This is a genomic window from Streptomyces sp. NPDC036822 (assembly GCF_055609145.1).
This window is the reverse complement of the sequence record NZ_JBVJPY010000017.1, coordinates 95,729-120,158: the sequence shown is the minus strand read 5'-3', so window position 1 is coordinate 120,158 and position 24,430 is coordinate 95,729. Positions and strand designations below refer to the sequence as shown.

Annotated in this window: 25 protein-coding genes, 1 pseudogene and 1 riboswitch; of the genes and pseudogenes, 15 read left to right on the top strand and 11 right to left on the bottom strand. The window is 72.9% G+C overall.

What is annotated here, in order from left to right:
* Positions 1–11 precede the first annotated feature (11 nt).
* The 3 genes from ACZ68P_RS29705 (at position 12) to ACZ68P_RS29695 (ending at position 2,437) form a co-directional block, all read left to right on the top strand.
* Positions 12–1,037, top strand: coding sequence for a 6-phosphofructokinase (locus ACZ68P_RS29705; RefSeq protein ID WP_365714978.1), 1,026 nt, complete (start codon positions 12–14; stop codon positions 1,035–1,037).
* A 137-nt stretch (positions 1,038–1,174) separates the two neighbouring features.
* On the top strand, positions 1,175–2,125 hold the full coding sequence (locus tag ACZ68P_RS29700) for a cytochrome c oxidase assembly protein (RefSeq protein WP_471011604.1): 951 nt from the start codon (positions 1,175–1,177) through the stop codon (positions 2,123–2,125).
* Between the two features lie 105 nt (positions 2,126–2,230).
* Complete coding sequence (locus ACZ68P_RS29695; RefSeq protein WP_471011627.1) at positions 2,231–2,437, top strand: hypothetical protein; 207 nt, start codon at positions 2,231–2,233, stop codon at positions 2,435–2,437.
* Positions 2,438–2,463: 26 nt separating this feature from the next.
* Here the strand turns inward: ACZ68P_RS29695 and ACZ68P_RS29690 are convergent, their stop codons facing one another.
* Positions 2,464–3,459 (bottom strand): DUF3048 domain-containing protein, encoded by a 996-nt coding sequence (locus ACZ68P_RS29690; protein WP_471011603.1) that lies wholly within the window; start codon positions 3,457–3,459, stop codon positions 2,464–2,466.
* An 85-nt stretch (positions 3,460–3,544) separates the two neighbouring features.
* Here ACZ68P_RS29690 and ACZ68P_RS29685 point away from each other — a divergent pair, with 85 nt between their 5' ends.
* Together ACZ68P_RS29685 and ACZ68P_RS29680 are read left to right on the top strand one after the other, a co-directional pair.
* The gene (locus tag ACZ68P_RS29685) at positions 3,545–4,267 is read left to right on the top strand and encodes a lysophospholipid acyltransferase family protein (RefSeq protein ID WP_471011601.1); all 723 of its coding nucleotides are present in this window, start codon (positions 3,545–3,547) and stop codon (positions 4,265–4,267) included.
* 64 nt (positions 4,268–4,331) lie between these two features.
* Positions 4,332–5,369: an NAD-dependent epimerase/dehydratase family protein gene (locus ACZ68P_RS29680; RefSeq protein ID WP_471011600.1), complete on the top strand. Its 1,038-nt coding sequence runs from the start codon at positions 4,332–4,334 to the stop codon at positions 5,367–5,369.
* Between the two features lie 60 nt (positions 5,370–5,429).
* Here ACZ68P_RS29680 and ACZ68P_RS29675 read toward each other — a convergent pair whose 3' ends face one another.
* The 8 genes from ACZ68P_RS29675 to ACZ68P_RS29640 all read right to left on the bottom strand — a co-directional run bounded on the left by ACZ68P_RS29675 (position 5,430) and on the right by ACZ68P_RS29640 (position 12,403).
* Positions 5,430–6,965, bottom strand: a complete 1,536-nt coding sequence (locus ACZ68P_RS29675; protein ID WP_471011626.1) for an alpha/beta hydrolase — start codon at positions 6,963–6,965, stop codon at positions 5,430–5,432.
* Between the two features lie 198 nt (positions 6,966–7,163).
* On the bottom strand, positions 7,164–7,907 hold the full coding sequence (locus ACZ68P_RS29670; RefSeq protein ID WP_471011598.1) for an urease accessory protein UreD: 744 nt from the start codon (positions 7,905–7,907) through the stop codon (positions 7,164–7,166).
* Positions 7,904–8,590, bottom strand: coding sequence for an urease accessory protein UreG (gene ureG / locus ACZ68P_RS29665; protein ID WP_471011595.1), 687 nt, complete (start codon positions 8,588–8,590; stop codon positions 7,904–7,906). Before ureG ends, ACZ68P_RS29670 begins: the two co-directional genes overlap by 4 nt.
* Before the next feature lie 16 nt (positions 8,591–8,606).
* Complete coding sequence (locus ACZ68P_RS29660; RefSeq protein WP_471011593.1) at positions 8,607–9,269, bottom strand: urease accessory protein UreF; 663 nt, start codon at positions 9,267–9,269, stop codon at positions 8,607–8,609.
* Between the two features lie 10 nt (positions 9,270–9,279).
* Positions 9,280–11,001 (bottom strand): urease subunit alpha, encoded by a 1,722-nt coding sequence (locus tag ACZ68P_RS29655; RefSeq protein WP_471011592.1) that lies wholly within the window; start codon positions 10,999–11,001, stop codon positions 9,280–9,282.
* Positions 10,994–11,323: an urease subunit beta gene (locus tag ACZ68P_RS29650; RefSeq protein ID WP_471011589.1), complete on the bottom strand. Its 330-nt coding sequence runs from the start codon at positions 11,321–11,323 to the stop codon at positions 10,994–10,996. The genes ACZ68P_RS29655 and ACZ68P_RS29650 overlap by 8 nt, the downstream gene beginning before the upstream one ends.
* 16 nt (positions 11,324–11,339) lie before the next feature.
* A complete protein-coding gene (locus ACZ68P_RS29645; RefSeq protein WP_365714990.1) occupies positions 11,340–11,642 on the bottom strand; it encodes an urease subunit gamma in 303 nt (100 codons plus the stop codon).
* A gap of 140 nt (positions 11,643–11,782) precedes the next feature.
* Positions 11,783–12,403 (bottom strand): TetR/AcrR family transcriptional regulator, encoded by a 621-nt coding sequence (locus tag ACZ68P_RS29640; RefSeq protein ID WP_471011586.1) that lies wholly within the window; start codon positions 12,401–12,403, stop codon positions 11,783–11,785.
* Positions 12,404–12,510: 107 nt separating this feature from the next.
* Here ACZ68P_RS29640 and ACZ68P_RS29635 point away from each other — a divergent pair, with 107 nt between their 5' ends.
* Together ACZ68P_RS29635 and ACZ68P_RS29630 are read left to right on the top strand one after the other, a co-directional pair.
* Positions 12,511–13,500, top strand: coding sequence for an ABC transporter permease (locus tag ACZ68P_RS29635; protein ID WP_471011585.1), 990 nt, complete (start codon positions 12,511–12,513; stop codon positions 13,498–13,500).
* Positions 13,501–13,975: 475 nt separating this feature from the next.
* Positions 13,976–14,148: riboswitch (cyclic di-AMP (ydaO/yuaA leader) on the top strand.
* Between the two features lie 3 nt (positions 14,149–14,151).
* Complete coding sequence (locus tag ACZ68P_RS29630; protein ID WP_365714993.1) at positions 14,152–14,628, top strand: C40 family peptidase; 477 nt, start codon at positions 14,152–14,154, stop codon at positions 14,626–14,628.
* Between the two features lie 160 nt (positions 14,629–14,788).
* Here the strand turns inward: ACZ68P_RS29630 and ACZ68P_RS29625 are convergent, their stop codons facing one another.
* Both ACZ68P_RS29625 and ACZ68P_RS29620 read right to left on the bottom strand, forming a co-directional pair.
* Positions 14,789–15,241, bottom strand: a complete 453-nt coding sequence (locus tag ACZ68P_RS29625; protein ID WP_471011583.1) for an ATP-binding protein — start codon at positions 15,239–15,241, stop codon at positions 14,789–14,791.
* Positions 15,242–15,454: 213 nt separating this feature from the next.
* Complete coding sequence (locus ACZ68P_RS29620) at positions 15,455–16,636, bottom strand: 8-amino-7-oxononanoate synthase (protein WP_471011581.1); 1,182 nt, start codon at positions 16,634–16,636, stop codon at positions 15,455–15,457.
* 144 nt (positions 16,637–16,780) lie between these two features.
* Between ACZ68P_RS29620 and bioB the strand changes: the two genes are divergently transcribed.
* From bioB to ACZ68P_RS29580, 8 genes and pseudogenes are all read left to right on the top strand, one after another.
* Positions 16,781–18,049 carry a biotin synthase BioB gene (gene bioB, locus ACZ68P_RS29615; RefSeq protein ID WP_471011580.1) on the top strand — a complete coding sequence of 423 codons (1,269 nt, stop codon included), beginning with the start codon at positions 16,781–16,783 and terminating at the stop codon, positions 18,047–18,049.
* Positions 18,042–19,322 carry an adenosylmethionine--8-amino-7-oxononanoate transaminase gene (locus ACZ68P_RS29610; protein ID WP_471011578.1) on the top strand — a complete coding sequence of 427 codons (1,281 nt, stop codon included), beginning with the start codon at positions 18,042–18,044 and terminating at the stop codon, positions 19,320–19,322. Before bioB ends, ACZ68P_RS29610 begins: the two co-directional genes overlap by 8 nt.
* Positions 19,323–19,373: 51 nt before the next feature.
* Positions 19,374–20,090, top strand: a complete 717-nt coding sequence (gene bioD, locus ACZ68P_RS29605; protein WP_471011576.1) for a dethiobiotin synthase — start codon at positions 19,374–19,376, stop codon at positions 20,088–20,090.
* Positions 20,091–20,108: 18 nt separating this feature from the next.
* On the top strand, positions 20,109–20,453 hold the full coding sequence (locus tag ACZ68P_RS29600; RefSeq protein ID WP_471011574.1) for a VOC family protein: 345 nt from the start codon (positions 20,109–20,111) through the stop codon (positions 20,451–20,453).
* A 67-nt stretch (positions 20,454–20,520) separates the two neighbouring features.
* A complete protein-coding gene (locus ACZ68P_RS29595) occupies positions 20,521–21,186 on the top strand; it encodes a class I SAM-dependent methyltransferase (RefSeq protein WP_471011572.1) in 666 nt (221 codons plus the stop codon).
* Between the two features lie 145 nt (positions 21,187–21,331).
* A pseudogene (locus ACZ68P_RS29590) lies at positions 21,332–21,748 on the top strand (GNAT family N-acetyltransferase); the annotation flags it as partial.
* Positions 21,749–22,053: 305 nt separating this feature from the next.
* Complete coding sequence (locus ACZ68P_RS29585; protein ID WP_471011569.1) at positions 22,054–23,394, top strand: hemolysin family protein; 1,341 nt, start codon at positions 22,054–22,056, stop codon at positions 23,392–23,394.
* A complete protein-coding gene (locus ACZ68P_RS29580) occupies positions 23,391–24,407 on the top strand; it encodes a hemolysin family protein (protein WP_471011566.1) in 1,017 nt (338 codons plus the stop codon). The genes ACZ68P_RS29585 and ACZ68P_RS29580 overlap by 4 nt, the downstream gene beginning before the upstream one ends.
* The last annotated feature ends 23 nt before the right edge of the window (positions 24,408–24,430 follow it).

The window sequence follows — 24,430 nt, the reverse complement described above, 5'->3', positions numbered from 1 at the left end:
TATCTCGGGCTATGCGCATTGGTGTGCTCACCTCCGGCGGCGACTGCCCCGGTCTGAACGCCGTCATCCGTTCCGTCGTGCACCGCGCCGTCGTCGACCACGGCGATGAGGTCATCGGCTTCCACGACGGGTGGAAGGGCCTCCTGGAGGCCGACTACCGCAAGCTCGACCTCGACGCGGTGGGCGGCATCCTGGCCCGGGGCGGCACGATCCTCGGCTCCTCCCGGGTCCAGCCCGCGCATCTGGTCGACGGCGTCGAGCGCGCCCGCGGCCATGTCGCCGAGCTGGGCCTCGACGCGATCATCCCGATCGGCGGCGAGGGCACGCTGAAGGCGGCCAACCTCCTCTCCGAGGCCGGTCTGCCGATCGTCGGCGTCCCGAAGACCATCGACAACGACATCGCCTCGACCGATGTCACCTTCGGCTTCGACACCGCCGTCGGTGTCGCCACCGAGGCCCTCGACCGCCTGAAGACCACCGCCGAGTCCCACCAGCGGGTGCTGATCGTCGAGGTCATGGGCCGGCACACCGGCTGGATCGCCCTCCACTCCGGCATGGCCGCCGGAGCGCACGCCATCGTCGTGCCCGAGCGCCCCTTCGACATCGACGAGCTGACCGCCCGGGTCGGGGAGCGCTTCGAGGCGGGCAAGCGGTTCGCGATCGTGGTCGTCGCCGAGGGCGCCAAGCCGCGTGAGGGCTCGATGAGCTTCGAGGTCGGCGCCAAGGACCAGTACGGCCACGAGCGCTTCACTGGGATCGCCAACCAGCTCTCGGTCGAGCTGGAGCGCCGTCTGGGCAAGGAGGCCCGCCCGGTCATCCTCGGTCACGTCCAGCGCGGCGGCACGCCGACCGCGTACGACCGCGTCCTGGCCACCCGCTTCGGCTGGCACGCGGTGGAGGCGGCGCACCGCGGCGAGTTCGGCATGCTGACCGCGCTGCGCGGCACGGAGATCACGATGGTTCCGCTGGCCCAGGCCGTGGAGACCCTCAAGACGGTGCCGGCCGACCGGTACGCCGAGGCCGAGACCGTGCTCTGAGGCTCCTGCCGCACCGATCCCGCGCGGACTCCGCGCGGATCCCGCACCGACGAACCGCCCCCGGTCGCAAACGCGAACGGGGGCGGTTCTAGTCTGGTGCGGACAACAAGCGCGAATCGGGCTCCAGGAGTACACAGATGGATCACAGCGGGCACGGCACGTCCATGGACCTGCCGCCGTTCACGCTGGGGCGGGGGCTGGAGTTCTCCGCGGACCCGTTCTTCCTCGTCGCCTGCCTCGTGGGGCTCGCGCTGTACGGCTGGGGCGTGGCCCGGCTGCGCGGGCGCGGCGACGCCTGGCCGGTGAGCCGGACGGTGTTCTTCGCGGCCGGCGTGCTGAGCGTCGCCCTGGTGATGTGCACCAAGCTGAACGACTACGGCATGGTCATGTTCAGCGTGCACATGGTGCAGCACATGGTCGTCTCCATGCTCTCCCCCATCCTGCTGCTGCTCGGTGCGCCGGTGACGCTGGCGCTGCGCGCGCTTCCGGTGGCGGCGCGCGGCAGCAAGGGGCCGCGCGAGTGGCTGCTGATGCTGCTGCACAGCCGCTACATGCGGATCGTCACGCACCCGGCGTTCACGATCCCGCTGTTCATCGCGAGCCTCTACGGCTTCTACTTCACGCCGATCTTCGACACGCTGATGGGGTCGAAGATCGGCCACATCGCGATGATGGTGCACTTCCTCGCGGTCGGACTGGTGTTCTTCTGGCCGATCATGGGCGTCGACCCCGGCCCGCACCGCCCCGGCTACGTGATGCGGATGCTGGAGCTCTTCGCCGGCATGCCGTTCCACGCCTTCTTCGGCATCGCCCTGATGATGGCGAGCGAACCGATGGTCAAGGCGTACGCCCACCCTGCCGCCTCGCTGGGGATCGACGCCCTCTCGGACCAGAACGCGGCGGGCGGCATCGCCTGGGCGTTCAGCGAGATCCCGTCCGTGCTGGTGCTGATCGCGCTCGTGTACCAGTGGTACCACTCCGAGCAGCGTCATGCCGTGCGCAAGGACCGGGCCGCCGACCGGGACGGCGACAAGGAGCTGGAGGCGTACAACGCGTATCTCGCCTCCCTCCAGACCCGCGGGCAGTAGGACGGCGTTCCCGCCCCGGGACGGGAGGGGGCGCGCGGGAGTAGCGCTCGGGCCGCTCCAGGGGTCACGATGAACGGGACGGCCCCGTCCTGAGGAGGCGGACACATGTCCGGTCCCACGAAGGCGATGAGCGTGATCACCGTCGCGGCCCTGGTGCTGACGACGGCCTACACCGTGGCGCTCGGCAGCAGCGGCTGGCTCTGGTTCGGCTGGGTGGTGCTCGGCGTGGTCACGATCGGCATGGCGGCGGCGGACGGCGCCGCGTCTCCGGCGCGCGGACGCGGGCCCGGCAGGCCGGGCCCGCAGCCCTGACCCGGTCGAGATCCGGGCTGCTGCCGCTACCCGCGGGGGACGAGGACGATCCAGGTCCGTCCGGGTGCCAGGTTCAGCGGAGCCCCGTCGGGGGTGGTGAGGGACGTGCCGGACGCCGCGTCCGGGCGGTTCCAGCGTGCGTCGTGAGCGCGGCCGTCGCGCAGCACGCGGGCGGGGCCGCTGCCGACGGTCTCGGTGTACGGCGAGACGCTCCCCAGGAAGTCCTCGAACCGCGACGGCCGGACGGTGACCTCCTGTACCACGACGTTGGTCGCCGTCAGCGGGCCGCCGTCGGTGGTCCGCGCGGGCGTCCCGTCCATCGCCACCCGCCAGCCACGGTCGGCGGCGGACCAGGTGAAGGTGTAGCGGGCCGCCGGGAAGCGCTCGGTGAGCGTGTTCACCGGCTCGCCGCCGGCGGGAGCGGGGCCGAACCGGAAGCCGATGTCCTTGGGGTGCTGCGCCTCGGGGACGGCGTCTAGGGCCCGGTCGGGCAGCAGGTACAGATTGTGCGGGGCGGGCCGGTCGCCGCCGCGGGTGTAGGCGCCGGGGACGGTCGCCGGGGTCAGCAGGTCGAGCGGGGCGTCGGCGAGGAGCGGTTTCAGGCCGGAATGCGAGCCGGAGAAGGCCAGTGCCGGATTGCCGAACTGCCGGAGCAGCTCGATGTCGGACTCGCGGGCGCTGCGCACGGGCCCGACCCTGTCGGGTATCCGCGAGGAGTAGACGGCCAGCAGACGGGTCTGCCCGCCCTCGACCTGCTCGACGTAGACGAGATCGGCCGCGCCGAGGCCGGTGTGCGGCCGGGCCGGGACCACGTTGTCGATCTTGACGGCGAGGACCGGGGCATCGGTCCTGGCGGGCAGGCCGGTGAACGGCGAGCGGTCCTGGCGGGGCGTGACGGGGGGCCTCGTCGGGTCGGGGTCGGAACCGGAGTCGGCGCAGCCGTACAGCCCGGCGGTCATCACCGCGCACAGCGCGGCGGTGACGGCTGCGCCGGGTCGTCTGCGTCGACGCGCGGCTGGCAACGGTCCATCCCTCCGTCTCCAGTGTGGACCACGGTCGCGCGAGTGGTTACAAAAGAGCGTTGGCACTACCGAAACGGGGCCGCCGGTGTTCTACCACGTACTGAAGTACGTTCTGCTCGGTCCGCTGCTGCGGCTGGCCTTCCGGCCCCGCATCGAAGGGCTGGAGCACGTTCCGGAGGACGGAGCGGCGATCATCGCCGGCAACCACCTGTCGTTCTCCGATCACTTTCTGATGCCGGTCGTGCTGAAGCGGCGGATCACGTTCCTCGCCAAGCAGGAGTACTTCACCGGTCCGGGGATCAAGGGCCGGCTGACCGCCGCGTTCTTCCGCAGCGCGGGGCAGATCCCCGTCGACCGCTCCGGCAAGGAGGCCGGGCAGGCGGCGATCCGCGAAGGGCTGGGGGTGCTGTCCAAGGGCGAGCTGCTGGGCATCTACCCCGAAGGGACCCGTTCGCACGACGGACGGCTGTACAAGGGGAAGGTCGGGGTCGCGGTCATGGCGATCACGGCCGGGGTCCCCGTGGTTCCGTGCGCCATGGTCGGGACCTTCGAGATCCAGCCGCCGGGGAAGGTGGTGCCGAAGGTCAAGCGGGTCACCATCCGCTTCGGGGCGCCGCTGGACTTCTCGCGGTACGCGGGGATGGAGGGCGAGAAGGCCGCGATCCGCGCCGTCACGGACGAGATCATGTACGAGATCCTGGCGCTGTCCGGCCAGGAGTACGTCGACGACTACGCGGCCGCGGTGAAGGCGGCGGAGGAGGAGCGGACCGCCAGGGGGACGCGGAAGTTCCCGCGCCGGGGACGCTGAGGGCGGATCCGCGCACGGCGAACCGCTCCGGGGTGGCGCTCCCCCGCGTCGTAGCGTCGCTGCCATGACACAGGGACACGCACTGGTGGTCGGGGCGACGGGACAGGTGGGGCGGGCGGCCGTTCGGGCGCTCGCCGCCGACGGGTGGGAGGTGACGGCGGCCTCGCGGGGCGGCGGCCGGGACGAGAGGTGGCCGGCGGAGGTCCGGTCGGTGGCGTTCGACCGTGGCGAGGAGGGGGCGCTCGCCACGGCCCTCGGCGACGGCGTCGACGTGCTGGTGGACATCGTCGCCTACGACGGCGGACACGGGCGGCAGTTGACCGGGCTCGCCGACCGGATCGGTTCGGCGGTGGTCGTCTCCAGTGGCGCGGTCTACGAGGACGGCGAGGGGCGCGGCTTCGACACCCAGCACGAGCCGGGCGGTTTCCCCGTCTACCCGCTGCCGATCCCCGAGACGTGCGGGACGGTCGTACCGGGCGACAGCTCATACAGCGCTCGGAAGGTGGCGCTGGAGCGGGAGTTGCTCGCCGCGGGCGAGGCGCTGCCGACCACGCTGCTGCGGGCGGGTGCGATCCACGGGCCGTACTGTCCGGGGCCGCGTGAGCTGTGGTTCGTGAAGCGGGCGCTCGACGGCCGGCCGGTGCGGATCCTCTCGTACGGCGGCTCCTCGCGGTTCCACCCGGTGCACGTGGACAACCTCGGGGAGCTGGTCCGCCTCGCGGCCGCGAACCCGGGCAGCCGGGTCCTCAACGCGGGCGACCCGCAGGCGCCGACGGTGGCGGAGATCGGTGCGTCGATCGACGCGGTGATGGGGGTCGAGAGCGAGACGGTGCGCTTCGACGGGCCGCCGGAGGGCACGGTGGGGCTCACCCCGTGGACCGGCGGCCACCAGCCGATCGTGTACGACATGACGGCGGCAGGGCGGGAGCTGGGCTACCGGCCGGTGGTCTCGTACGCGCAGTCGCTGCCGGCGACGGTCGAGTGGCTGACCGCGCGGCTGGCCGTCCTGGACTGGCGGGAGGCGTTCCCGGGTCTGGTGAAGTACCGGGTGGACTGGTTCGACTACGCGGCCGAGGACGCCTGGCTCGCCTCCCGCGCGTGAGGCGGGGGCGGCCGCGCGGGCGGCCGCCCCTCCCCCGTCACCGTGTGGCAGGGGCTACGTCTAGGGCTGGGGCGTGGCGTGCGGTGCGCACGTCACGTCCCGGCGGTCCAGGGTGCCGTGCACCAGATAGGCCTCGACACGGGAGTTGAGGCAGGGGTTGGCCAGGTTGGTGATGCCGTGGGATCCGGCGTCCCGCTCGGTGATCAGACGCGAGCCCCTGAACCGCTTGTGCAGCTCGACCGCCCCGGCGTACGGGGTGGCGGCGTCGCGCTCGGCCTGGGTGATGAGCACGGGCGGCAGGCCCTTGCCCGTACGGACCTCGGTGGGGCGCTGCCGCGGGCCGGACCAGGTGGCGCAGGGCAGGTTCATCCAGGCGTTGGACCAGGTCATGAACGGGTACTGCGCGTGGAGTCGGCTGTTGTCGCGGTCCCATGTGCGCCAGCTGGTCGGCCAGGGGGCGTCGGCGCATTCGACGGCGGTGTAGACGGCGTTGCCGTTCTCCGCGGCGATGTTGCCGGCCGTGTCGGTGAGGTCCGCGGCGGCCGCGTCGATCAGCGGCTGCGGGTCGCCGGCGGCGTAAGCGCTCCAGGCCTCGGCGACCGGGGCCCACATGGAGTCGTAGTACGGCGCGTTCTGGAAGAAGCCGATGAGCTCGGCCGGACCGACCTTCCCGCCGAGCGGGTCCTTCTTGGCGGCGGCGCGCAGGGTGTCCCACTGCCCGCGGACCTCGGCGTAGGTGTCGCCGAGGTGGTAGACGGCGTCGTGGCGGGCGACCCAGGTCATCCAGTCCACCAGCCGCCCTTCGAAGGCGACGTCCTGGTCGAGGTTGACCTCGTACCAGATCTTGCGGGTCGACGGGTTGACGACGCTGTCGAGGACCATGCGGCGGACGTGGGTCGGGAAGAGGGTGCCGTAGACCGCGCCGAGGTAGGTGCCGTAGGAGACGCCGACGAAGTTGAGCTTCTTCTCGCCGAGCGCGGCGCGGATGACGTCGAGGTCGCGGGCGGTGTTGAGCGTGTGGACGTGCGGCAGCAGGTCGCCGCTCCGCTCGGCGCAGCCCGCGGCGTACTCGGCGGCGAGCTTGCGCAGCGCGAGCTTGTCGGCCTCGCTGTCCGGGACGGGGTCGGGCTTGGGGCCCTTGACGAACTCGGTCGGGTCGGCGCAGGAGAGGGGGGCGGAACGGCCGACGCCGCGCGGGTCGAACCCGACGAAGTCGTAGGCCTTGGCCGCGCCCGCCCAGATCGTGTTCTTCGTGGTGACCCGGCGCGGGAAGCGCAGGCCGGAGCCGCCGGGGCCGCCGGGGTTGTAGAGGAGCGCGCCCTGGCGCTCGGCGGCGGTGCCGGTGGCGCCGATCCTGTCGACGGCCAGTTTGATCTGCTCGCCGTACGGCTTGGCGTAGTCGACCGGGACGCTGACCCAGCCGCAGGTGATGGGCTTCTCCAGGCCCCAGTCGGCGGGGCAGTCCTGCCAGTCGATGCCCTGCTTCGCGGCCCGGTGCGCGGCGACCGCGACTCCGTAGGTCTCCGGGTTCGCCCGGTGGGTGTCGTGGTTCGCGCTCTCGGCGGCGGCGGCCGGAGCGGCCAGCGCGCCCGCCATGAGCGTGCCGGCTATGAGCGTTCCGGCGGAAACGAGCGCGGTTGCGCTTCTCACGTGGTCTCTCCCCCTGTGGGTGTGACGGTCTGTCGGAGATCCTTTCGTCACCGGGGCGCGCGACGAAAGGCCGTACGGGCGTTTCTTTGCCGAACGCATAACCGGTGACCGTGGACCGCTGAGCGGTGTCCCTCGGGCGGTGGTTCAGAGGGGGGCGAGTTCCCGGAGGGCCCCGTCGAGCGTGCGGCGCAGCCGGAGCGCGTCGGGGGCGACGGCGGTGACGAGGGCGGCGGGCCCGGCCAGCGGGGTGAGGACGGCGTTCTCGGCGAGCAGCCTCGGCTCGACGGGCTTGTCGGCGAACTCCGGTTCGACGACGAGGAGCTGTCCGGTCGCGCGGTGTCCGCCGAGGACCGCGCCGCCGTCCCATCCGCCGGGGGCGCCCGGACCGTAGGCCAGCTCCTGGTCGAGCAGCGGGCGTCCGGCGCGGCGGACGGTGAGACGGGTGGTGAGCGTGCCGGGCTCCTCTCCGTGGCGGCCGAGGATCTGCTCCTCGCGTAGCACGAGCCGTGCGCCTGCGGCGAGTTCGACGGTCGTGCGCATCCGCAGGTCGGAGCCGGCGGCGGAGATCAGCTGCTCGGGCAGCCAGCGCAGCACGGCTCCCTCGCCGACCGTGATCCGGACGTCGTACGTGGCGGCTCCGGCGGTGCGGCCGGGCAGGGCCACGGTCGCGGCGGCGGAGTCGACCAGGAGCCGTGCCCCGGCGCGTACGTCGGTCTCGATCGCCAGCCGATCGCCGCCGAGCGGCGCGCTCATGGCGCCGACGACGGTGACCCGGGTGTACGTGCCGGTGGCGCGGGTGCGGCGCACGGCGAAGGGGCCGCCGCTCTCCAGGAGCGGCAGCCGGCCGTCGGCCTCCGCGACGATCCGGGCGGTGGCGCTCAGGCTCATGCGACCCGCGCCGCCCACGCGTCGAGCCGTTCGCGGACCCAGCCGGCCACGGGGGCGACGCCGTCGGGACCGGTGAGCGAGGTGAAGGCGACGGGCAGCTCGCCGCGCTGTTCCCTGGCGTCGCGGGCCATGCGTTCCAGGTCGGAGCCGACGTACGGGGCGAGGTCGATCTTGTTGACGACGAGCAGGTCGGCGGTGGTGACGCCGGGCCCGCCCTTGCGGGGGATGTCGTCCCCGCCCGCCACGTCGATCACGAAGATCTGGGCGTCGACCAGGCCCTTGGAGAAGGTCGCGGTGAGGTTGTCGCCGCCGGATTCGACCAGGATCAGGTCGAGGGGGCCGACGGTGTCCTCCAGCTCCTCGACGGCTTCGAGGTTGGCGGAGATGTCGTCGCGGATGGCGGTGTGCGGGCAGGCTCCCGTCTCGACGGCCTGGATGCGCTCGGGGGGCAGCACGGCGTTGCGGAGCAGGAACTCGGCGTCCTCGCGCGTGTAGATGTCGTTGGTGACGACGGCGATGGAGAGCTGGTCGCGCAGGGCGCGGCACAGCGCGGCGACGGTGGCCGTCTTCCCGGAGCCGACGGGTCCGCCGAGTCCGACGCGCAGGGCGCGCCGGGTGCCGTCGGGTCGGCGGGCGTCGGCGGACACGGCGGAAGGACCGGCGTGGGAGTGGTCGAGGTGCATGGTTCTCCCGGTGGGGTTAGGAGGCGAAGAGGCGGACGGGCCAGGCGGCGTGCTGCTCGGCGGTGATGTCGAGGAGCGGCGCGGAGGCGGCGGGCAGGGCGTCGACGCCCGCGTGGGCGGCGGCCGCGGCCCGCTCGGCGACCCGGTCGAGCTCGGGCGCGAGGCGGGCGAGGACGGCGGTGGCCTGGAAGGGGTCGAGGCCGAGGAGGCGGACGACGGCCGTGGCGGGGCCGCTGACCGTCTCGTAGGCGGCGCAGTGGGCGGCGTCCTCGGGCCCGAGGCCGGCGGCGCGGGCCGCGACACCGAGGACGACGGGCTGGTGGGCGCCGCGCGGGAAGGCGGCGGCCAGTGCGTCGAGGTCGGCGCAGGGCCAGACCGACCGCGCCGCCCGCATCATCTGCCGGCCGAGCCTGCGGGCCGCGGCGCGCAGGGCGGGCGAGGGCGTGCGGGCGTCGGCGGCCGCGTCGAGCTCGTGCGGGTCGTGCCCGAGCGCGGCCGCGGCGGCGAGGGCCGCGGAGGTGAGGCCGGTGGTGTGCAGGCGGCCCCGGCAGAACGCGGCGAGGCCGGCGGCGTCGGTGATCCGGCCGGCCTTGACGGCGGCCTCGGCCCCGCCTGAGTGGGCGTGCCCGCCGGCGGGGAAACGCCCGTCGGCGAGCACGAGGAGTGCGGAACGGCTCATCACGGGCCCGTCAGAAGAGGAAGTAGCGCTGGGCCATGGGCAGTTCGGCGGCGGGCGCCGGTTCGACCGGCTCGCCGTCGATCGTCACCGTGAAGGTGTCCGCGTCGACCTCGACGCGGGGCAGGGCGTCGTTCTCCCGCATGTCGGCCTTCGTGACCCGCCGGGTGCTGCCGATCGCCACGAACTCCTTGTGGACGCCTAGCCGTCGGGGCAGGTCGTCCTCGAGGGCCGCCTGGGCGGTGAAGTTGACCGATCCGGCGGCTGCCGCCTTCCCGAGCGCCCCGAACATCGGGCGGGGCAGGACGGGCTGCGGGGTGGGGATGGAGGCGTTGGCGTCGCCCATCTGCGCGTACGCGATCTGGCCGCCCTTGAGGACGGTCTGGGGCTTCACGCCGAAGAAGGCGGGGTCCCAGAGGACCAGGTCGGCGAGCTTCCCGGTCTCGACCGATCCGATGAGGTGGTCCATGCCCTGGGCGACGGCCGGGTTGATCGTGTACTTGGCGACGTAGCGGCGGACCCGGTGGTTGTCGGCGCGGCCGTCGCCGGGCAGGGCGCCGCGGCGCTTCTTCATCACGTGGGCGGTCTGCCAGGTACGCAGGATCACTTCACCGATGCGGCCCATGGCCTGGGAGTCGGAGGAGATGATCGAGATGGCGCCGAGGTCGTGCAGGACGTCCTCGGCGGCGATGGTCGAGGGCCGGATGCGGGACTCGGCGAAGGCGAGGTCCTCGGGGACGGCGGGGTTGAGGTGGTGGCAGACCATCAGCATGTCGAGGTGTTCCTCGACGGTGTTGAGGGTGTGCGGCCGGGTGGGGTTGGTGGAGCTGGGCAGGACGTACGGCTCGGAGACGACGCTGATGATGTCGGGCGCGTGGCCGCCGCCCGCCCCCTCCGTGTGGTACGCGTGGATGGTGCGGCCCGCGATGGCGGCCAGCGTGTCGCCGACGAAGCCCGCTTCGTTCAACGTGTCGGTGTGGATGGCGAGCTGGGCACCGGTCTCGTCGCAGACGCCCAGACAGGCGTCGATGACGGCAGGCGTCGCCCCCCAGTCCTCGTGGATCTTGAAGCCGAGCGCCCCGCCGCGCAGCTGGGAGTGCATGGCCTCCCGCGACATGGTGTTGCCCTTGCCCAGCAGACCGATGTTGACCGGGAAGGTGTCGAGCGCCTCGAACATCCGGGCCAGGTGCCAGGGGCCGGGCGTGACGGTGGTGGCCTTGGTGCCTTCGGCCGGTCCCGTTCCGCCGCCGACGAGGGTGGTGATGCCGCAGGCGAGCGCCTGGTCGACGAGGGTGGGCGAGATGAAGTGGACGTGGGCGTCGACGGCGCCGGCCGTGACGATCTTCCCGTTGCCCGCGATGATCTCGGTCTCCGGGCCGATCACGAGGTCGGGGTGGACCCCGTCCATGGTGTCGGGGTTGCCCGCCTTGCCGATGCCGGTGATCCGCCCGTCCCGGATGCCGATGTCGGCCTTGACCACGCCCCAGTGGTCGACGATGACCGCGCCGGTGACGACGGTGTCGGGCGCGCCCTCGGCGCGGGTGGTCCGGGCCTGTCCCATGGACTCGCGGATGACCTTGCCGCCCCCGAAGACGGCCTCGTCGCCCGCGCGACCGGGGCCGCCGGAGCGGTCCTCCTCGATCTCGACGAGCAGGTCGGTGTCGGCGAGCCGGATCCGGTCGCCGGTGGTGGGGCCGAACAGGTCGGCGTAGGCGGCGCGGTGGAGCTCAGGCATGGTCGGCGCCCTTCGGGTCGAGCGGGCCCGCCGTCTCGCCGCGCAGCCCGGGGACGACCCGGCGGCCCGCGAGCGGTACGAGTTCGACCTCGACGGGGATGCCGGGCTCGAAGCGCACGGCGGTGCCGGCGGCGATGTGCAGCCGCTGTCCGCGCGCGGCGGCGCGGTCGAAGTCGAGGCCGGGGTTGGCCTCGGCGAAGTGGTAGTGGGAGCCGACCTGCACGGGCCGGTCGGCGGCGTTGAGGACGGTGAGGCGGGTGACGGGACGCCCTTCGTTGAGGGCGACCGGCTCGTCCGCGTGGAGGATCTCTCCGGGGATCATCGGCGTCGCTCCCCGGTCACACGATGGGGTCGTGGACGGTGACGAGCTTGGTGCCGTCCGGGAAGGTGGCCTCGACCTGGACGTCGTGGATCATCTCCGGGATCCCGGCCATGACGTCGTCGCGGGAGAGCACCGTGCGCCCGGAGGCCATGAGTTCGGCGACCGTACGGCCGTCGCGGGCGCCCTCGAGGATGTGCGAGGTGATGAGGGCGACGGCTTCGGGGTGGTTGAGCCTCACTCCGCGCGCTCTGCGTTTCTCGGCCACGTCGGCGGCCACGTGGATCAGCAGTCGTTCCTGTTCGTGCGGGGTCAGTTGCACGCTTCCACCTCATCGTCGTCCACCGGGCGGTTCCCTCCCGGACAGCAGCGGACCTTACCGATCTTCAACACTCTGTTGAGCTGCGGAGACGCGCTGCGGGGCCGGACATTGCACGTTAGGGCGGAAGTTTTTCCGACGCGTTAACTCGGGCTTTGCGTCTCCATGGACATCAGTCCGCGCAGCCCGTCCTCCAGGACCTCGACCTCCACGTCGCCGAACAGGGCCTGCTGGGCGATGAAGCCCTGGGCGGTGGCGATGAGGGTGCGCGCGACCCGGTCGGCAGGGACGTCGGCCGCCATGAGCCCGTTCGCGCGGTAGGCGTCGACGAGCGTCGACCAGACCTCGCGCATGGCGCGGTACCCCTCGGAGAGGGTCGCGTAGAGCTGCTCGTTGCGCAGGGTCTCGGACCAGACCTGGAGGATGAGCCGGGCGAAGGCCTGGCGGTCCGCGCCCACGATCCGCTCCTCCAGGAAGAGCCGCAGGACCGAACCGAGCAGCACGTCGGGGGTGGGCGGCGGGGTGGTCCGCGCGGCATCCTCGAACGCGCCGCGGATGCCGGCGAACGCCTCCGAGGCGATGGCGGCGATCAGCTCCTCCTTGCCTCGGAAGTAGCGGTAGACGGCGCCGGCCGAAAGGCCCACCTCGCCGAGGACGTCCTGCATCGAGGTGGCGTGGAAGCCGTTGCGGGCGAAGCAGCGCGCGGCGCCGTCGAGGATCTGACGGCGGCGGGCGTCGAGGTGTTCCTGAGAGACGCGAGCCATGCCCCGAATCTAAAACGAACATTCATTCTTGACAAGCGGCCACTCCGGCGGGACAGTGACTCCACCGCCGTAAAACGAACGATCCTTCTCTTTGAATGGGAGTCGCCATGCCTGCCAACGGCACCCGCAAGACCCTCGCGGTGATGGTGTTGATCCCGGTCGTCGCGGCCCTTGCCCTGTGGGCGTTCGCCTGGCCCGCCGCCCGCGTCGCGCCGCACGACCTGCCGATCGGCGTCGCGGGCCCCGCTGCCGCCGCCGCCCCGCTGGAAGGGCGCCTCGCCGAGCGCGACGGCGCCTTCGAGGTCCACCGCTTCGACTCCGAGGCAGCCGCCCGTGCGGCGATCGAGGACCGGGTCGTATACGGCGCCGTGGTCGTCACCCCGCAGGGTCCGCGGCTGCTGACCGCGTCCGCCGCGAGCCCCGTCGTCGCGGGGCTCCTGCGGGAGGCCGTCACCGCCCAGGTCCCCGCCGGCACGCAGGTCGAGGTCATCGACGTCGTTCCCACGCCCGCGGGCGACCCGCGCGGCAGCGCGTTCGGATCGAGCCTCTTCCCCCTCGTCCTGTCCGGCACGGCCGCGGGCATCGTCACCACGGTCCTGGGCCTGCGCCGCGGACGGGCGGTCCTCGCCCTGTGCGGCGCCGCCGCGCTCGCCGGGATCGTCGGCGCCGGACTCGCCCACAACTGGCTCGGGGCGCTCACCGGCGACTGGTGGGCCGAGGCCGGTGTCCTCGCGCTCACCGTCCTCGCCATCGGCTCGACGCTCGCGGGGCTCGCCGCGCTGCTCGGCAAGGCGGGCTTCGGCATCGGGGCACCCCTGATGGTCCTGTTCGGCAACCCGTTCTCCGGCGTGGCGAGCGCGCCCGAACTGCTGCCCGCGCCCGCGGGCGCGCTCGGTCAGCTGCTGCCGCCGGGTGCGGGCGGCTCGGCCCTGCGGTCCGTGGCCTTCTTCGACGGCGCCGGCGCGGGCTCACCGCTGCTGGTGCTGGGTGTGTGGGTGGCGCTCGGCCTCGCCGCGGTCACCCTGGGCGGGCGCCGCACCCGGGCCGCCGCCGAGCCGGACCCCGCACCGGCCCCACGGCCCGCACCGGTGGGCTGACGCCCCCTCCTACCGCCGCGTGCCTCCGCTGTAGCGGACGGGGGCACGCGGCTTCCGCACGGGCGCCGGAGGTCCCGGGGCGGCGCGAAGACGCCGGGCGGACCGGGTCACTCTCCCGAGGACCCCGGCGAGTTGACATTCTCGCGTGTCGTGTCGAGGTCCACTCGGCCCACGGAGGGCGCAGAAAGCCTCCCCCTTTCGGCGTAGTCGATGAATCTACATATGGCCGGGGCGGGTTGCAGCGCAGCTGTACACATCTGGCTGAATCAGGCGTCCCACCCCTGGTACGGGGCTCGTCGGGCAAACCTCTGAAGATCACGAAACCTACTTGTCCACCCGAACGGATCAGTGGTGAGGAGCCTCACATATCGCCGTTTCAACTCGGATTTCACCCCGGATGTGGGTCAAGATCCCTGACGACGACAAGCCCCCGCCACCACGGCGGGGCGGTCCGGGCGGACGCCGAGTCCTGCCGCTGTCCCGGACGTCTGGTCGACAGAGGTGGATCGGCAGGAGTGGAGGACCCGAGCAACACGGGACGACCGAGCAGGTGGGCCGTTCCTCGGGGTGAAGCCGCAGCCGCGGCCGGGCATCTTCGCCTGCCCGAACCCGACAGGTCATCCTTCACAGGCGGCTGACGAAGGGTTGCGCATGACTGCGCAGATTCATGTCCCGTCCCTGCTGTCCCGGGCCGGAGCCGTCTCGGCTCTCACCCTCGCCGCCGTCGGGGGCACGCTGCTGGCACCAGGTGCCGCACCGGAGGCCCAGGCCGCGACCTCACACGCCGGCAAGGCGCTGAGCATCGCGGCCTCGAAGAAGGGATCGCCCTACAAGTACGGAGCGGCCGGACCGAGCCGGTTCGACTGCTCGGGGCTCACGCTCTACTCGTACAAGAAGGCGGGCAAGTCACTGCCCCGTACCGCGCAGCAGCAGTACAACAAGACCAAGCACATCTCCGCCTCCAGCAGGCAGCAGGGGGACCTGGTCTTCTTCCACTCCGGCGGAAGGGTCTATCACGTGGGCATCTACGCCGGTCAGAACAGGATCTGGCACTCCCCCAAGACCGGTTCCTGGGTGAAGCTCGACAAGATCTGGTCCTCGAAGGTGTACTACGGCCGCGTCCGCTGACGCGCGCCGGCCGGGCGCCCGCCGGGCGCGGCCGGTGTCCGACGGGTGCCGTCGGGCCCACGACGGCTGACGGGACGTCGGGCGGATGACCGGGCCTCGGACGGGCGCGGTGCCGAAGGGTCGCGATGGCGCCGCCGCCCTCGACGCGGCTCACACCGCCTCAGGCGCCCCCGAGCGGGGCCGGCACCGGGCGCCGGGCCGTCCAGGGCAGGTTGATCCAGACCGTCTTGCCCCCGTCGTCCGTCGGGGCGACCGTGAGCCGGCCGCCCGCCTCCGCCGCGAGGAAGCGGATGATCACCATCCCTCGGCCGTTGTCCTGCTGCACCGCGGCCGGGAGTCGCCGGGGCCAGCGGGGGTGGCTGTCGGTGACGCCGACGCACAGCCGCTCCTCGCGCTCCAGCCGGACGTCGACGGTGAACGTGGGCGACTTCCCGAAGGTGTGCTGGACGGCGTTGGTGGCCAGCTCCGAGACGATCAGCCGGATCGAGTCGGCCGTGTCGCTGCCGGCCTCGAGCCCCCATTCCCGGAGGACGTCGTCCACATATCTCCGGGCGGTGGACACCGAGGCGGGATCGCTCGGCAGCGTGACGGATGCTTCCTGGTGGTCTGCCATGGCGACGCTGTCCTTCCCACCGGGGCCCCGCCCCGGACTGCACTTCGCGTCAGGGTGCCACCGATCGGGCCGCCATAGGGGCCGATCCACCAAGATATGCATATATCTATCGCCCGAAGCGGTGAACTCCGTCCTGTCCCGGATGGACAGGACGTGCCCGCGTCACCCTGTCCGGCGCGGACGGAGGCGTGCGCGCGGGCGCCGTGGACAGCCTCAAGCCAGGGGCGGAGCCGTCCGGACGATCGTGGCCACCGCCTCGGCGATCTGGGCGTCGCCCAGGTCCGCGCGCGCGGTGAGCCGCAGCCGGGAGATCCCGTCCGGCACCGACGGCGGCCGGAAGCAACCCACCGCGAGACCCTGCGCGCGGCAGTCCGCCGCCCACCGCAGCGCCGCCTCCGGCGACGGGGCGCGCACCGAGACCACGGCCGCGTCCGGGCGCACGGCGGTCAGCCCGGCGTCGGTGAGGAGCCGGTGCAGGGTGGTCGCGACCGTCCTCGCGCGCCCGGCCAGGGCGGGGTCGCCCTGGATCAGGCGCAGGGCGGCGAGGGCGGCGCCCACGGCGGCCGGAGCGAGCCCCGTGTCGAAGATGAACGTCCGTGCCGCGTTGATCAGGTGCTCGATGACCCGGGCGGGGCCGAGGACGGCGCCGCCCTGACTGCCGAGCGACTTGGAGAGGGTCAGGGTGGCGACCACGTCCGCGTCGCCCGCGAGCCCGGCGGCGTTCAGCGCGCCGCGGCCGCCCTCGCCGAGGACGCCGAGACCGTGGGCGTCGTCGACGACGAGGGCGGCGCCGTGAGCGCGGCAGGCGGCGGCGAGTTCGGTCAGGGGCGCCTTGTCCCCGTCCACCGAGAAGACCGAGTCGGTCACCACGAGGGCCCGCCGGCCGCCATGGGCGTGGAGTGTCTTGCGGACGGACTCGGGGTCCGCGTGCGGGACCACGGCCGTCTCCGCGCGGGACAGCCGGCAGCCGTCCACGATCGAGGCGTGGTTGCCGGCGTCCGAGACGATCAGCGAGTCACGGGCGCTGAGCGCGGTGAGGGCCGCCAGGTTGGCGGTGTAGCCGGAGGAGAAGACGAGGGCCGCCTCGAAGCCACAGAAGTCGGCGAGTTCGCGTTCGAGGCGGGAGTGCAGCCGGGTGGTGCCGGTGACCAGCCGGGAACCGGTGGAGCCGGCGCCCCAGCGCCGGGCCGCCTCGGCGGCGGCCTCGGTGATCTCGGGGTGCCGGGTGAGGCCGAGGTAGTCGTTGCCCGCCAGGTCGAGCGGCTCCGCCTCGGCGGCGCGCGGCCGCAGCGTGCGGACGAGACCGGCCTCCGCGCGGCGGCGTGCCTCGGTGTCCGTCCAGTCGAACGGGGTACGGTGCGTGTCCTCGTCCGGCGTGTGCGCGTCCCGGTGCATGGGGCAGATCCTTTTGTAGGCAGCGCACAGACCCTAGCTGCCCGTGGCCAAGGTCAGAGTGTGGCCATCCACACACCTCAAACAGGCGCTGTTGTTCGGTTCCTCCTTGGCCGGGGGGTGTGCCGTAGGCCAGGATCAGCCCTTATGGACCTGCTGAACACGCTGGTGGACAAGGGGCTGCGGCGCGAGCTGCCGACCCGTGAAGAAGCGCTCGCCGTGCTGGCGACCTCCGACGACGAACTGCTCGATGTGGTGGCCGCGGCCGGCAAGGTGCGCCGCCAGTGGTTCGGGCGCCGGGTGAAGCTCAACTATCTGGTCAATCTGAAGTCCGGTCTGTGCCCGGAGGACTGTTCGTACTGTTCGCAGCGGCTCGGCTCGACCGCCGGGATCCTGAAGTACACCTGGCTGAAGCCCGACGAGGCGTCCCAGGCGGCCGCCGCCGGAGTGGCCGGCGGCGCCAAGCGGGTGTGCCTGGTGGCGAGCGGCCGCGGCCCGACGGACCGGGACGTGGACCGGGTCGGCAAGACCATCGAGGCGATCAAGGAGCAGAACGAGGGCGTCGAGGTCTGCGCGTGCCTCGGCCTCCTCTCGGACGGCCAGGCCGAGCGGCTGCGGGCCGCGGGGGCCGACGCGTACAACCACAACCTGAACACGTCCGAGGGGACGTACGGGGAGATCACGACCACCCACACCTACCAGGACCGGGTCGACACCGTGCGGAAGGCGCACGACGCCGGTCTGTCGGCCTGCTCGGGTCTGATCGCGGGCATGGGCGAGAGCGACGAGGACCTGGTCGACGTCGTCTACGCGCTGCGGGAGCTGGACCCGGACTCGGTGCCGGTGAACTTCCTGATCCCCTTCGAGGGCACGCCGCTGGCCAAGGAGTGGAACCTGTCCCCGCAGCGGTGCCTGCGGATCCTGGCGATGGTCCGGTTCGTCTGCCCGGACGTGGAGGTCCGGATCGCGGGCGGGCGCGAGGTGCACCTGCGCTCGATGCAGCCGCTGGCGCTGCACCTGGCGAACTCGATCTTCCTCGGCGACTACCTCACGAGCGAGGGCCAGGCCGGCAAGGCGGACCTCGACATGATCGCGGACGCGGGCTTCGAGGTGGAGGGCGCGGGCACCACGACGCTGCCCGAGCACCGGGCCGACGCGCTCGCCGCGGCGATGGGCGGCTGCGGCTCGCACGCGGGCGCCGAGGCCGGCGGGGGCTGTGGCTCGCACGCCGAGGCCGGCGGGGGCTGTGGCTCGCACGCCGAGGCCGGTGGCGGCTGCGGCCCGTGCGGCGGCGGTCCGGCGCCGGAGACGGTTCGGGCCCCCGAGGCCGGGAGCGAAGAGGTGCCGAACGCCCGTACCGACCTGGTGGCGGTCCGCCGCCGGGGGGCCGGCACGGACCTCGCGCCCAATGCGTGACAGCGAGCTGCTGGCCTTGGACCGGGCGCACGTCTGGCATCCGTACGGCCCCATGCCGGGCCGTACGGACCCGCTGGTCGTCGCGTCCGCGTCGGGGGTACGGCTGCGGCTCGCCGAACCGGTGCACGGCAGGACCGAGCTGATCGACGGCATGTCGTCGTGGTGGTCCGCGATCCACGGCTACAACCACCCGGTGCTCAACGAGGCGGTGCGCCACCAGCTGGACCGGATGAGCCATGTCATGTTCGGCGGCCTCACCCACGAGCCGGCCGTACGGCTCGCGACCCGGCTGGTGGAGATCACCCCCGAGCCGCTGCGGCACGTGTTCCTCAGCGACTCGGGCTCGGTCGCCGTCGAGGTCGCCGCCAAGATGTGCCTGCAGTACTGGCGCTCGATCGGGCGGCCGGGCAAGCAGCGGCTGCTCACCTGGCGCGGGGGCTACCACGGCGACACCTGGACCCCGATGTCGGTGTGCGACCCCGAGGGCGGGATGCACGAGCTGTGGTCGGGAGTGCTGCAGCGCCAGGTCTTCGTCGGCGCGCCGCCGGCCGCGTACGAGGAGTCGTACGCGCGGCTGCTGCGGGAGGAGATCGGCCGCCACGCGGACGAGGTCGCCGCGGTGATCGTGGAGCCGGTGGTGCAGGGCGCGGGCGGCATGCGCTTCCACGCGCCGGAGTACCTCCGGGTGCTGCGGGAGGCGTGCGACGAGCACGACGTCCTGCTGGTGTTCGACGAGATCGCGACCGGCTTCGGCCGTACGGGCGAGCTGTTCGCCGCGGACCACGCGGGGGTCTCCCCCGATGTGATGTGCGTGGGCAAGGCGCTGACCGGCGGCTATCTGTCGATGGCGGCGACGCTGTGCACGGCGCGGGTCGCCGAGGGGATCTCGCGCGGCGAGGTCCCGGTGCTCGCGCACGGCCCGACGTTCATGGGCAATCCGCTGGCCGCAGCGGTGGCCGGCGCCTCGATCGACCTGCTGCTGTCGCAGGACTGGGCGGTGGAGGTCAAGAGGATCGAGGCCGGGCTGCGCGAGGGCCTGGCCGACGCCGCCGCCCAGCCGGGCGTCCGGGACGTACGGGTGCTCGGCGCCATCGGGGTCGTACAGCTCGATCACGACGTCGACATGGCGGCGGCCACGGAGGCGGCGGTACGGGCGGGCGTATGGGTGCGCCCCTTCCGTGACCTGATCTACGTGATGCCGCCGTTCGTGACCGGCGACGAGGATCTGACCCGTATCTGCGACGCGGTGCGCGCGGCCGCCGCGGCGGGCTGACCGGCCCCGGCCCCGCGCTCCGGCACCACCTCCGAAAGGACAGCACACACCATGACCGTCATCGTCGTCAGCGGTACGGGCACCGAGATCGGCAAGACGATCGTGACCGCGGCGCTGGCCGCGGTGGCGACCGGCCAGGGGCGTTCGGTGGCCGTGCTCAAGCCCGCGCAGACGGGCCTCGCCCCGCACGAGCGGGGGGACGCGGACGAGGTCGTACGGCTCTCCGGGGCCGGGACCGCGACCGAACTGGGCAGGTTCCCCGAGCCGTTGGCCCCGGCCACCTCCGCCCGGCGGGCGGGCATGACACCGGTGGGGCCGCACCGGGTGGCCGAGGCGGCGGCGAAGCTGGCCGCCTCGCACGACCTGGTGCTCGTGGAGGGGGCGGGCGGCCTTCTGGTCCGCTTCGACGAGGAGGGCGGCACGCTCGCCGACGCCGCCCGCCTCCTCCGCGCTCCGGTCCTGGTGGTGACCCCGGCCGGCCTGGGCACCCTGAACGCCACCGCCCTGACGGCCGAGGCGCTGCGGGCGCGCGGCCTCACCCAGCTGGGCGTGGTCGTGGGCAGCTGGCCGGCGTCCCCGGACCTGGCGGCGCGCTGCAACCTGGCGGATCTTCCGGACGCGGCAGGCGCGCCGCTGATCGGGGCCGTACCGGAGGGCGCCGGGGCGCTGGACCCCGACCGGTTCCGGGCGGAGGCGGTCGACTGGCTCGCTCCCGTGCTGGGCGGCGTCTGGGACGCGGAGCGTTTCGCCTCGGCGCACCGGCCGTGATCTCCGTAGGCTGAACCCATGCGTGCAACCGTTCAGGAAATCGTCTTCGACTGCGCCGACCCGGCGGGTCTGGTGCGGTTCTGGGCCGGGCTCCTCGGCGGGGCTCCGGTCGACCGGAGCCCCGACTGGTCGTACGTCGACCCGCCGGGCTTCGTCCGGATCGCCTTCCAGCGGGTCCCCGAGGGCAAGGCCGCCAAGAACCGGCTCCACCTGGACCTGCAGGGGGCCGAGCTGGACGCGGCGGCCGAGGCCGCGATCGCCCTGGGGGCGGAGCGGGTCGCCGAGATCGTCACCGACGACCACGGCGACTTCCAGGTGATGCGCGACCCGGAGGGTAACGAGTTCTGCTTCGTGACGGGCTGAGCGGCGCGGGACGGGGAATAATCCCCCCGTCCACGTCCGCTCCGCCGAGCGCCGGAGGAGGTCCGCGATGTCATCGCGTTCCACCCGGGTCCCCCGGGACGCCGTTCACCACCCCTTCTTCGCCCGCTTCTACGCCCGGTTCAGCGTCTCCGCCGATCTGAAGGCCGGGATCGGCGCCCTTCGTACGGAGTTGCTGACCGGTCTGTCGGGCCGGGTCATCGAGATCGGGGCGGGGAACGGGCTGAACTTCGCGCACTATCCCGGGACCGTCGCGGAGGTCGTGGCGATCGAACCGGAGCGGCATCTGCGGCAGTTGGCCGCCGAGGCCGCGCTGCGCGCGGACGTACCGGTGGATGTGGCGCCGGGCGCGGCGGAGGCGCTGCCGGTCAAGAGCGAGGCGTTCGACGCGGCGGTGGCCTCCTTGGTGCTGTGCACCGTGCGGGACGTGCCGCGCACGCTCGCCGAGCTGTACCGGGTGGTGCGTCCGGGTGGTGAGCTCCGCTTCTTCGAGCACGGGGTGGCTCCCGGGCGCGGCATGGCGCGCACCCAGCGGGCGCTCGACCGGACGGTCTGGCCGTTGCTCTTCGGCGGCTGCCACACGGCGCGCGATCCCCTGGCCGCGATCGAGGCGGCGGGGTTCGAACTGATCACGTACCGGTCCTTCACGGTTCCGCAGGAGGGGCCGCGGCTGCCGTCCTCCTTCTGTGTGCTGGGCTCGGCACGGCGTGTCTGATCCACCGGACGACATGTCCGATCCACCGGTCCGGGCCGCCCGACCGACGGACGGGTGACCCCCGAACCGGTGAGACGCGGGCGCGTCGGACCGGATGGCGAAACGCGCTCGACGGCCCTGGGCGGCCGGTGGTGGGATGCCGATCATGGACGAGTTGAGTATCCGGACCGCCTCGGCGGCCGACATCGACATGGTGCTGGCCTTTTGGAAGGTGGCCGCCGAGGGCACAAGCATCAGCGACGACCGTGACGGGGTCGAACGGCTCCTCACCCGTGACCCGGAGGCGCTGATCCTCGCGGAACGCGGCGGCGAGCCGGCCGGCACGGTCATCGCGGGTTTCGACGGCTGGCGGTGCCACCTCTACCGGCTCGCCGTCCACCCCGGCCACCGGCGTCGCGGCGTCGGGGCCGCGCTGCTCGTGGCGGCCGAGGAGCGGTTCGCCGCGCTCGGCGGCCGGCGTGCGGACGCGATGGTGCTGGACCACAACGAGCTGGGGAGACATGCCTGGCGTGCGGCGCGGTACGAACCGGACGAGCGGTGGACGCGGTGGATCAAGCCGCTGCCCGGTGCGGGCTCGGGCACGGGTCCGGACTCGGGCTCGGGCTCGGACCCGGGTCTGGGCGCGGACTCAGGCTCAGGCTCCGGCGCGGGTGCGGGCTCCCGGGCCGAAAGTGGGTCTTCCCAGGTCGCCCGGCGGGGGTAGTCACCCCTCTCCTTTGCCCGTCCTTTACCATGAGTGTTTCCTTCCCCTACGACCGAAAGGTGTGAGCGTCCGCCCATGGGCGAGCCTCCCAGTAGCAGTCAGCGCGAGACCCGACATCGCGCGATCCTCCCGTCCCTGGCTGATCATGGGACGGAGGTGAACCGATGACCGAAGTGCTTCTGCTCGGGGTGGCGCTGCTGCTCTCCCTCGCGTGCGGTGCCTTCGTCGCGGCCGAGTTCTCGCTGACCACGGTCGAGCGCGGCGAACTGGAAGCGGCCGTCGAGCGGGGCGAGCGCGGGGCCGCGAGCACGCTCAAGGCCGTCAAGTCGCTCACCTTCCAGCTCTCCGGCGCACAGCTCGGCATCACCGTCACCAACCTGATCGTCGGCATGCTCTCCGAGCCGTCGATCTCCAAGCTGATCCGCGGCCCGCTCCAGGACCTCGGCCTCTCGGCCTCGGTCGCCTCCTCAGTGGCCCTGGTCATCGGCACCGCCCTGTCGACCGTCGTCCTGATGGTCGTGGGCGAGCTGGTCCCGAAGAACTGGGCGATCTCCTCGCCGCTGGCGATCGCCAAGCGGGTGGCCACCCCGCAGCGGGTCTTCACCGCCGCCTTCAAGCCGCTGATCAGCCACCTCAACAACACGGCCAACCGGATCGTGCGCCGGCTCGGGATGGAGCCGGCCGAGGAGCTGGCCTCCGCCCGTTCGCCGCAGGAGCTGGTGGCGCTGGCCCGCCACTCCGCCAAGGAGGGCGCGCTCGAGGCGGACACCGCCGAGCTGTTCGTACGGACCCTCAACCTCGCGGAGCTGACGGCGGAGAACGTGATGACGCCGCGCGTCCAGGTCACCGCCCTGGAGGTGCAGGCCACCGCCGAGGACGTCGCCAACGCGACCCGCGCGACCGGCCTGTCCCGCTTCCCCGTCTACCGCGGCAGCCTCGATTCCGTCGTGGGCATCGCCCACATCAAGGACGTCCTGGCCATACCGGCCGACGAGCGGCGCCGCCGTGGGATCGGGGACATGCTGCGCGAGCCGCTGCTCGTCCCGGAGACGCTCACGGTCGACCGGCTGCTCGACCGGCTCTCGGGCAAGCAGACCATGGCCGTCGTCATCGACGAGTACGGCGGCACGGCCGGGGTCGCGACCCTGGAGGACATCGTCGAGGAGGTCGTCGGTGAGGTGCGCGACGAGCACGACCCGCACGAGACGCCCGACCTGGCACGGGCGGGTGTGGACGCCGACGGACGCGAGCTCTGGTCCGCGGACGGCGCGGCCCGCACGGACCAGCTCGAGTCGATCGGTCTGCGGGTGCCGGACGGCCCCTACGAGACCCTGGCGGGCGTCCTCGCCACGGAGCTGGGACGGATCCCCGCCGTCGGCGACCGGGTCGAGCTGGCCCACTGGCGGCTGGACGTCGTGGACGCCTCCGGGCGCCGGGCGGCCCGGGTGCTGATGCACGCGCCGCCGGCCCACCTGTCCGAGGAGACCGGGGAGGCGGGCCGATGATCGCGATCCAGTTGCTGATCGGCCTCGCGACCCTGGTCGTGAACGCCTTCTTCGTCGGCGCGGAGTTCGCCCTGATCTCCGTACGCCGCAGCCAGATCGAGCCGGAGGCGGACGCCGGGAACCGCCGCGCCCGGAGCGTCATCTGGGGTCTGGAGCACGTCTCGGCGCTGCTCGCCGCGGCGCAGCTCGGCATCACGCTGTGCACGCTGGTGCTCGGCATCGTCGCCGAGCCGGCCATCGCGCACCTCCTGGAGCCGCTCTTCGACGCGGTCGGCGTGCCGCACGGCCTGGTGCACCCGATCTCGTTCGTGATCGCGCTGTCCGTGGCGACCTACCTCCACATGCTGCTCGGCGAGATGGTCCCCAAGAACATCGCGCTGGCCGAGCCGACCCGCTCGGCGCTGCTCCTCGGCCCGCCGCTGGTGGCGATCGCCCGGGGGCTGCGGCCGGTCATCTTCGCGATCAACGCCTTCGCGAACGGCATCCTGAAGCTGCTGCGGGTGGAGACGAGGGACGAGGTCTCGGCGACGTTCTCGGACGACGAGCTGGCTCGGATGGTGACGGACGCGGGTGTCGCCGGCCTCCTGGACGATCGCGCCGCCGAGCGGCTGCGCGACGCCCTCGAGCTGGGACGGCGCCCGGTGCGGGACGTCGTCATGCCGGTGGAGAAGGTCGTGTACGCGGCGGTGGGCACCACGCCCGAGGAGCTGGAGGCGCTCGCCGCGGAGTCGGGCTTCTCCCGCTTCCCCGTCGTCGACTCGGGGCGCGGAATCCTCGGCTACCTCCATGTGAAGGACGCCCTGGACGCCGTACCGCGCGACCTGCCCTTCCCGGTCTCGGCGATGCGGCCGATCGCCCGGGTCCGGGCGGCGACCCCGATGGACGACGTCCTGACGGCGATGCGCCGCAGCCGCACCCACCTGGCGGCGGTGCTGGGCGACGACGGCAAGCTGGCCGGTCTCGTCACGATGGAGGACGTGCTCCGGGAGCTGGTGGGGCGCCCGGCGGCGTAGTCCCGCCGATGAGGACGGTTCAC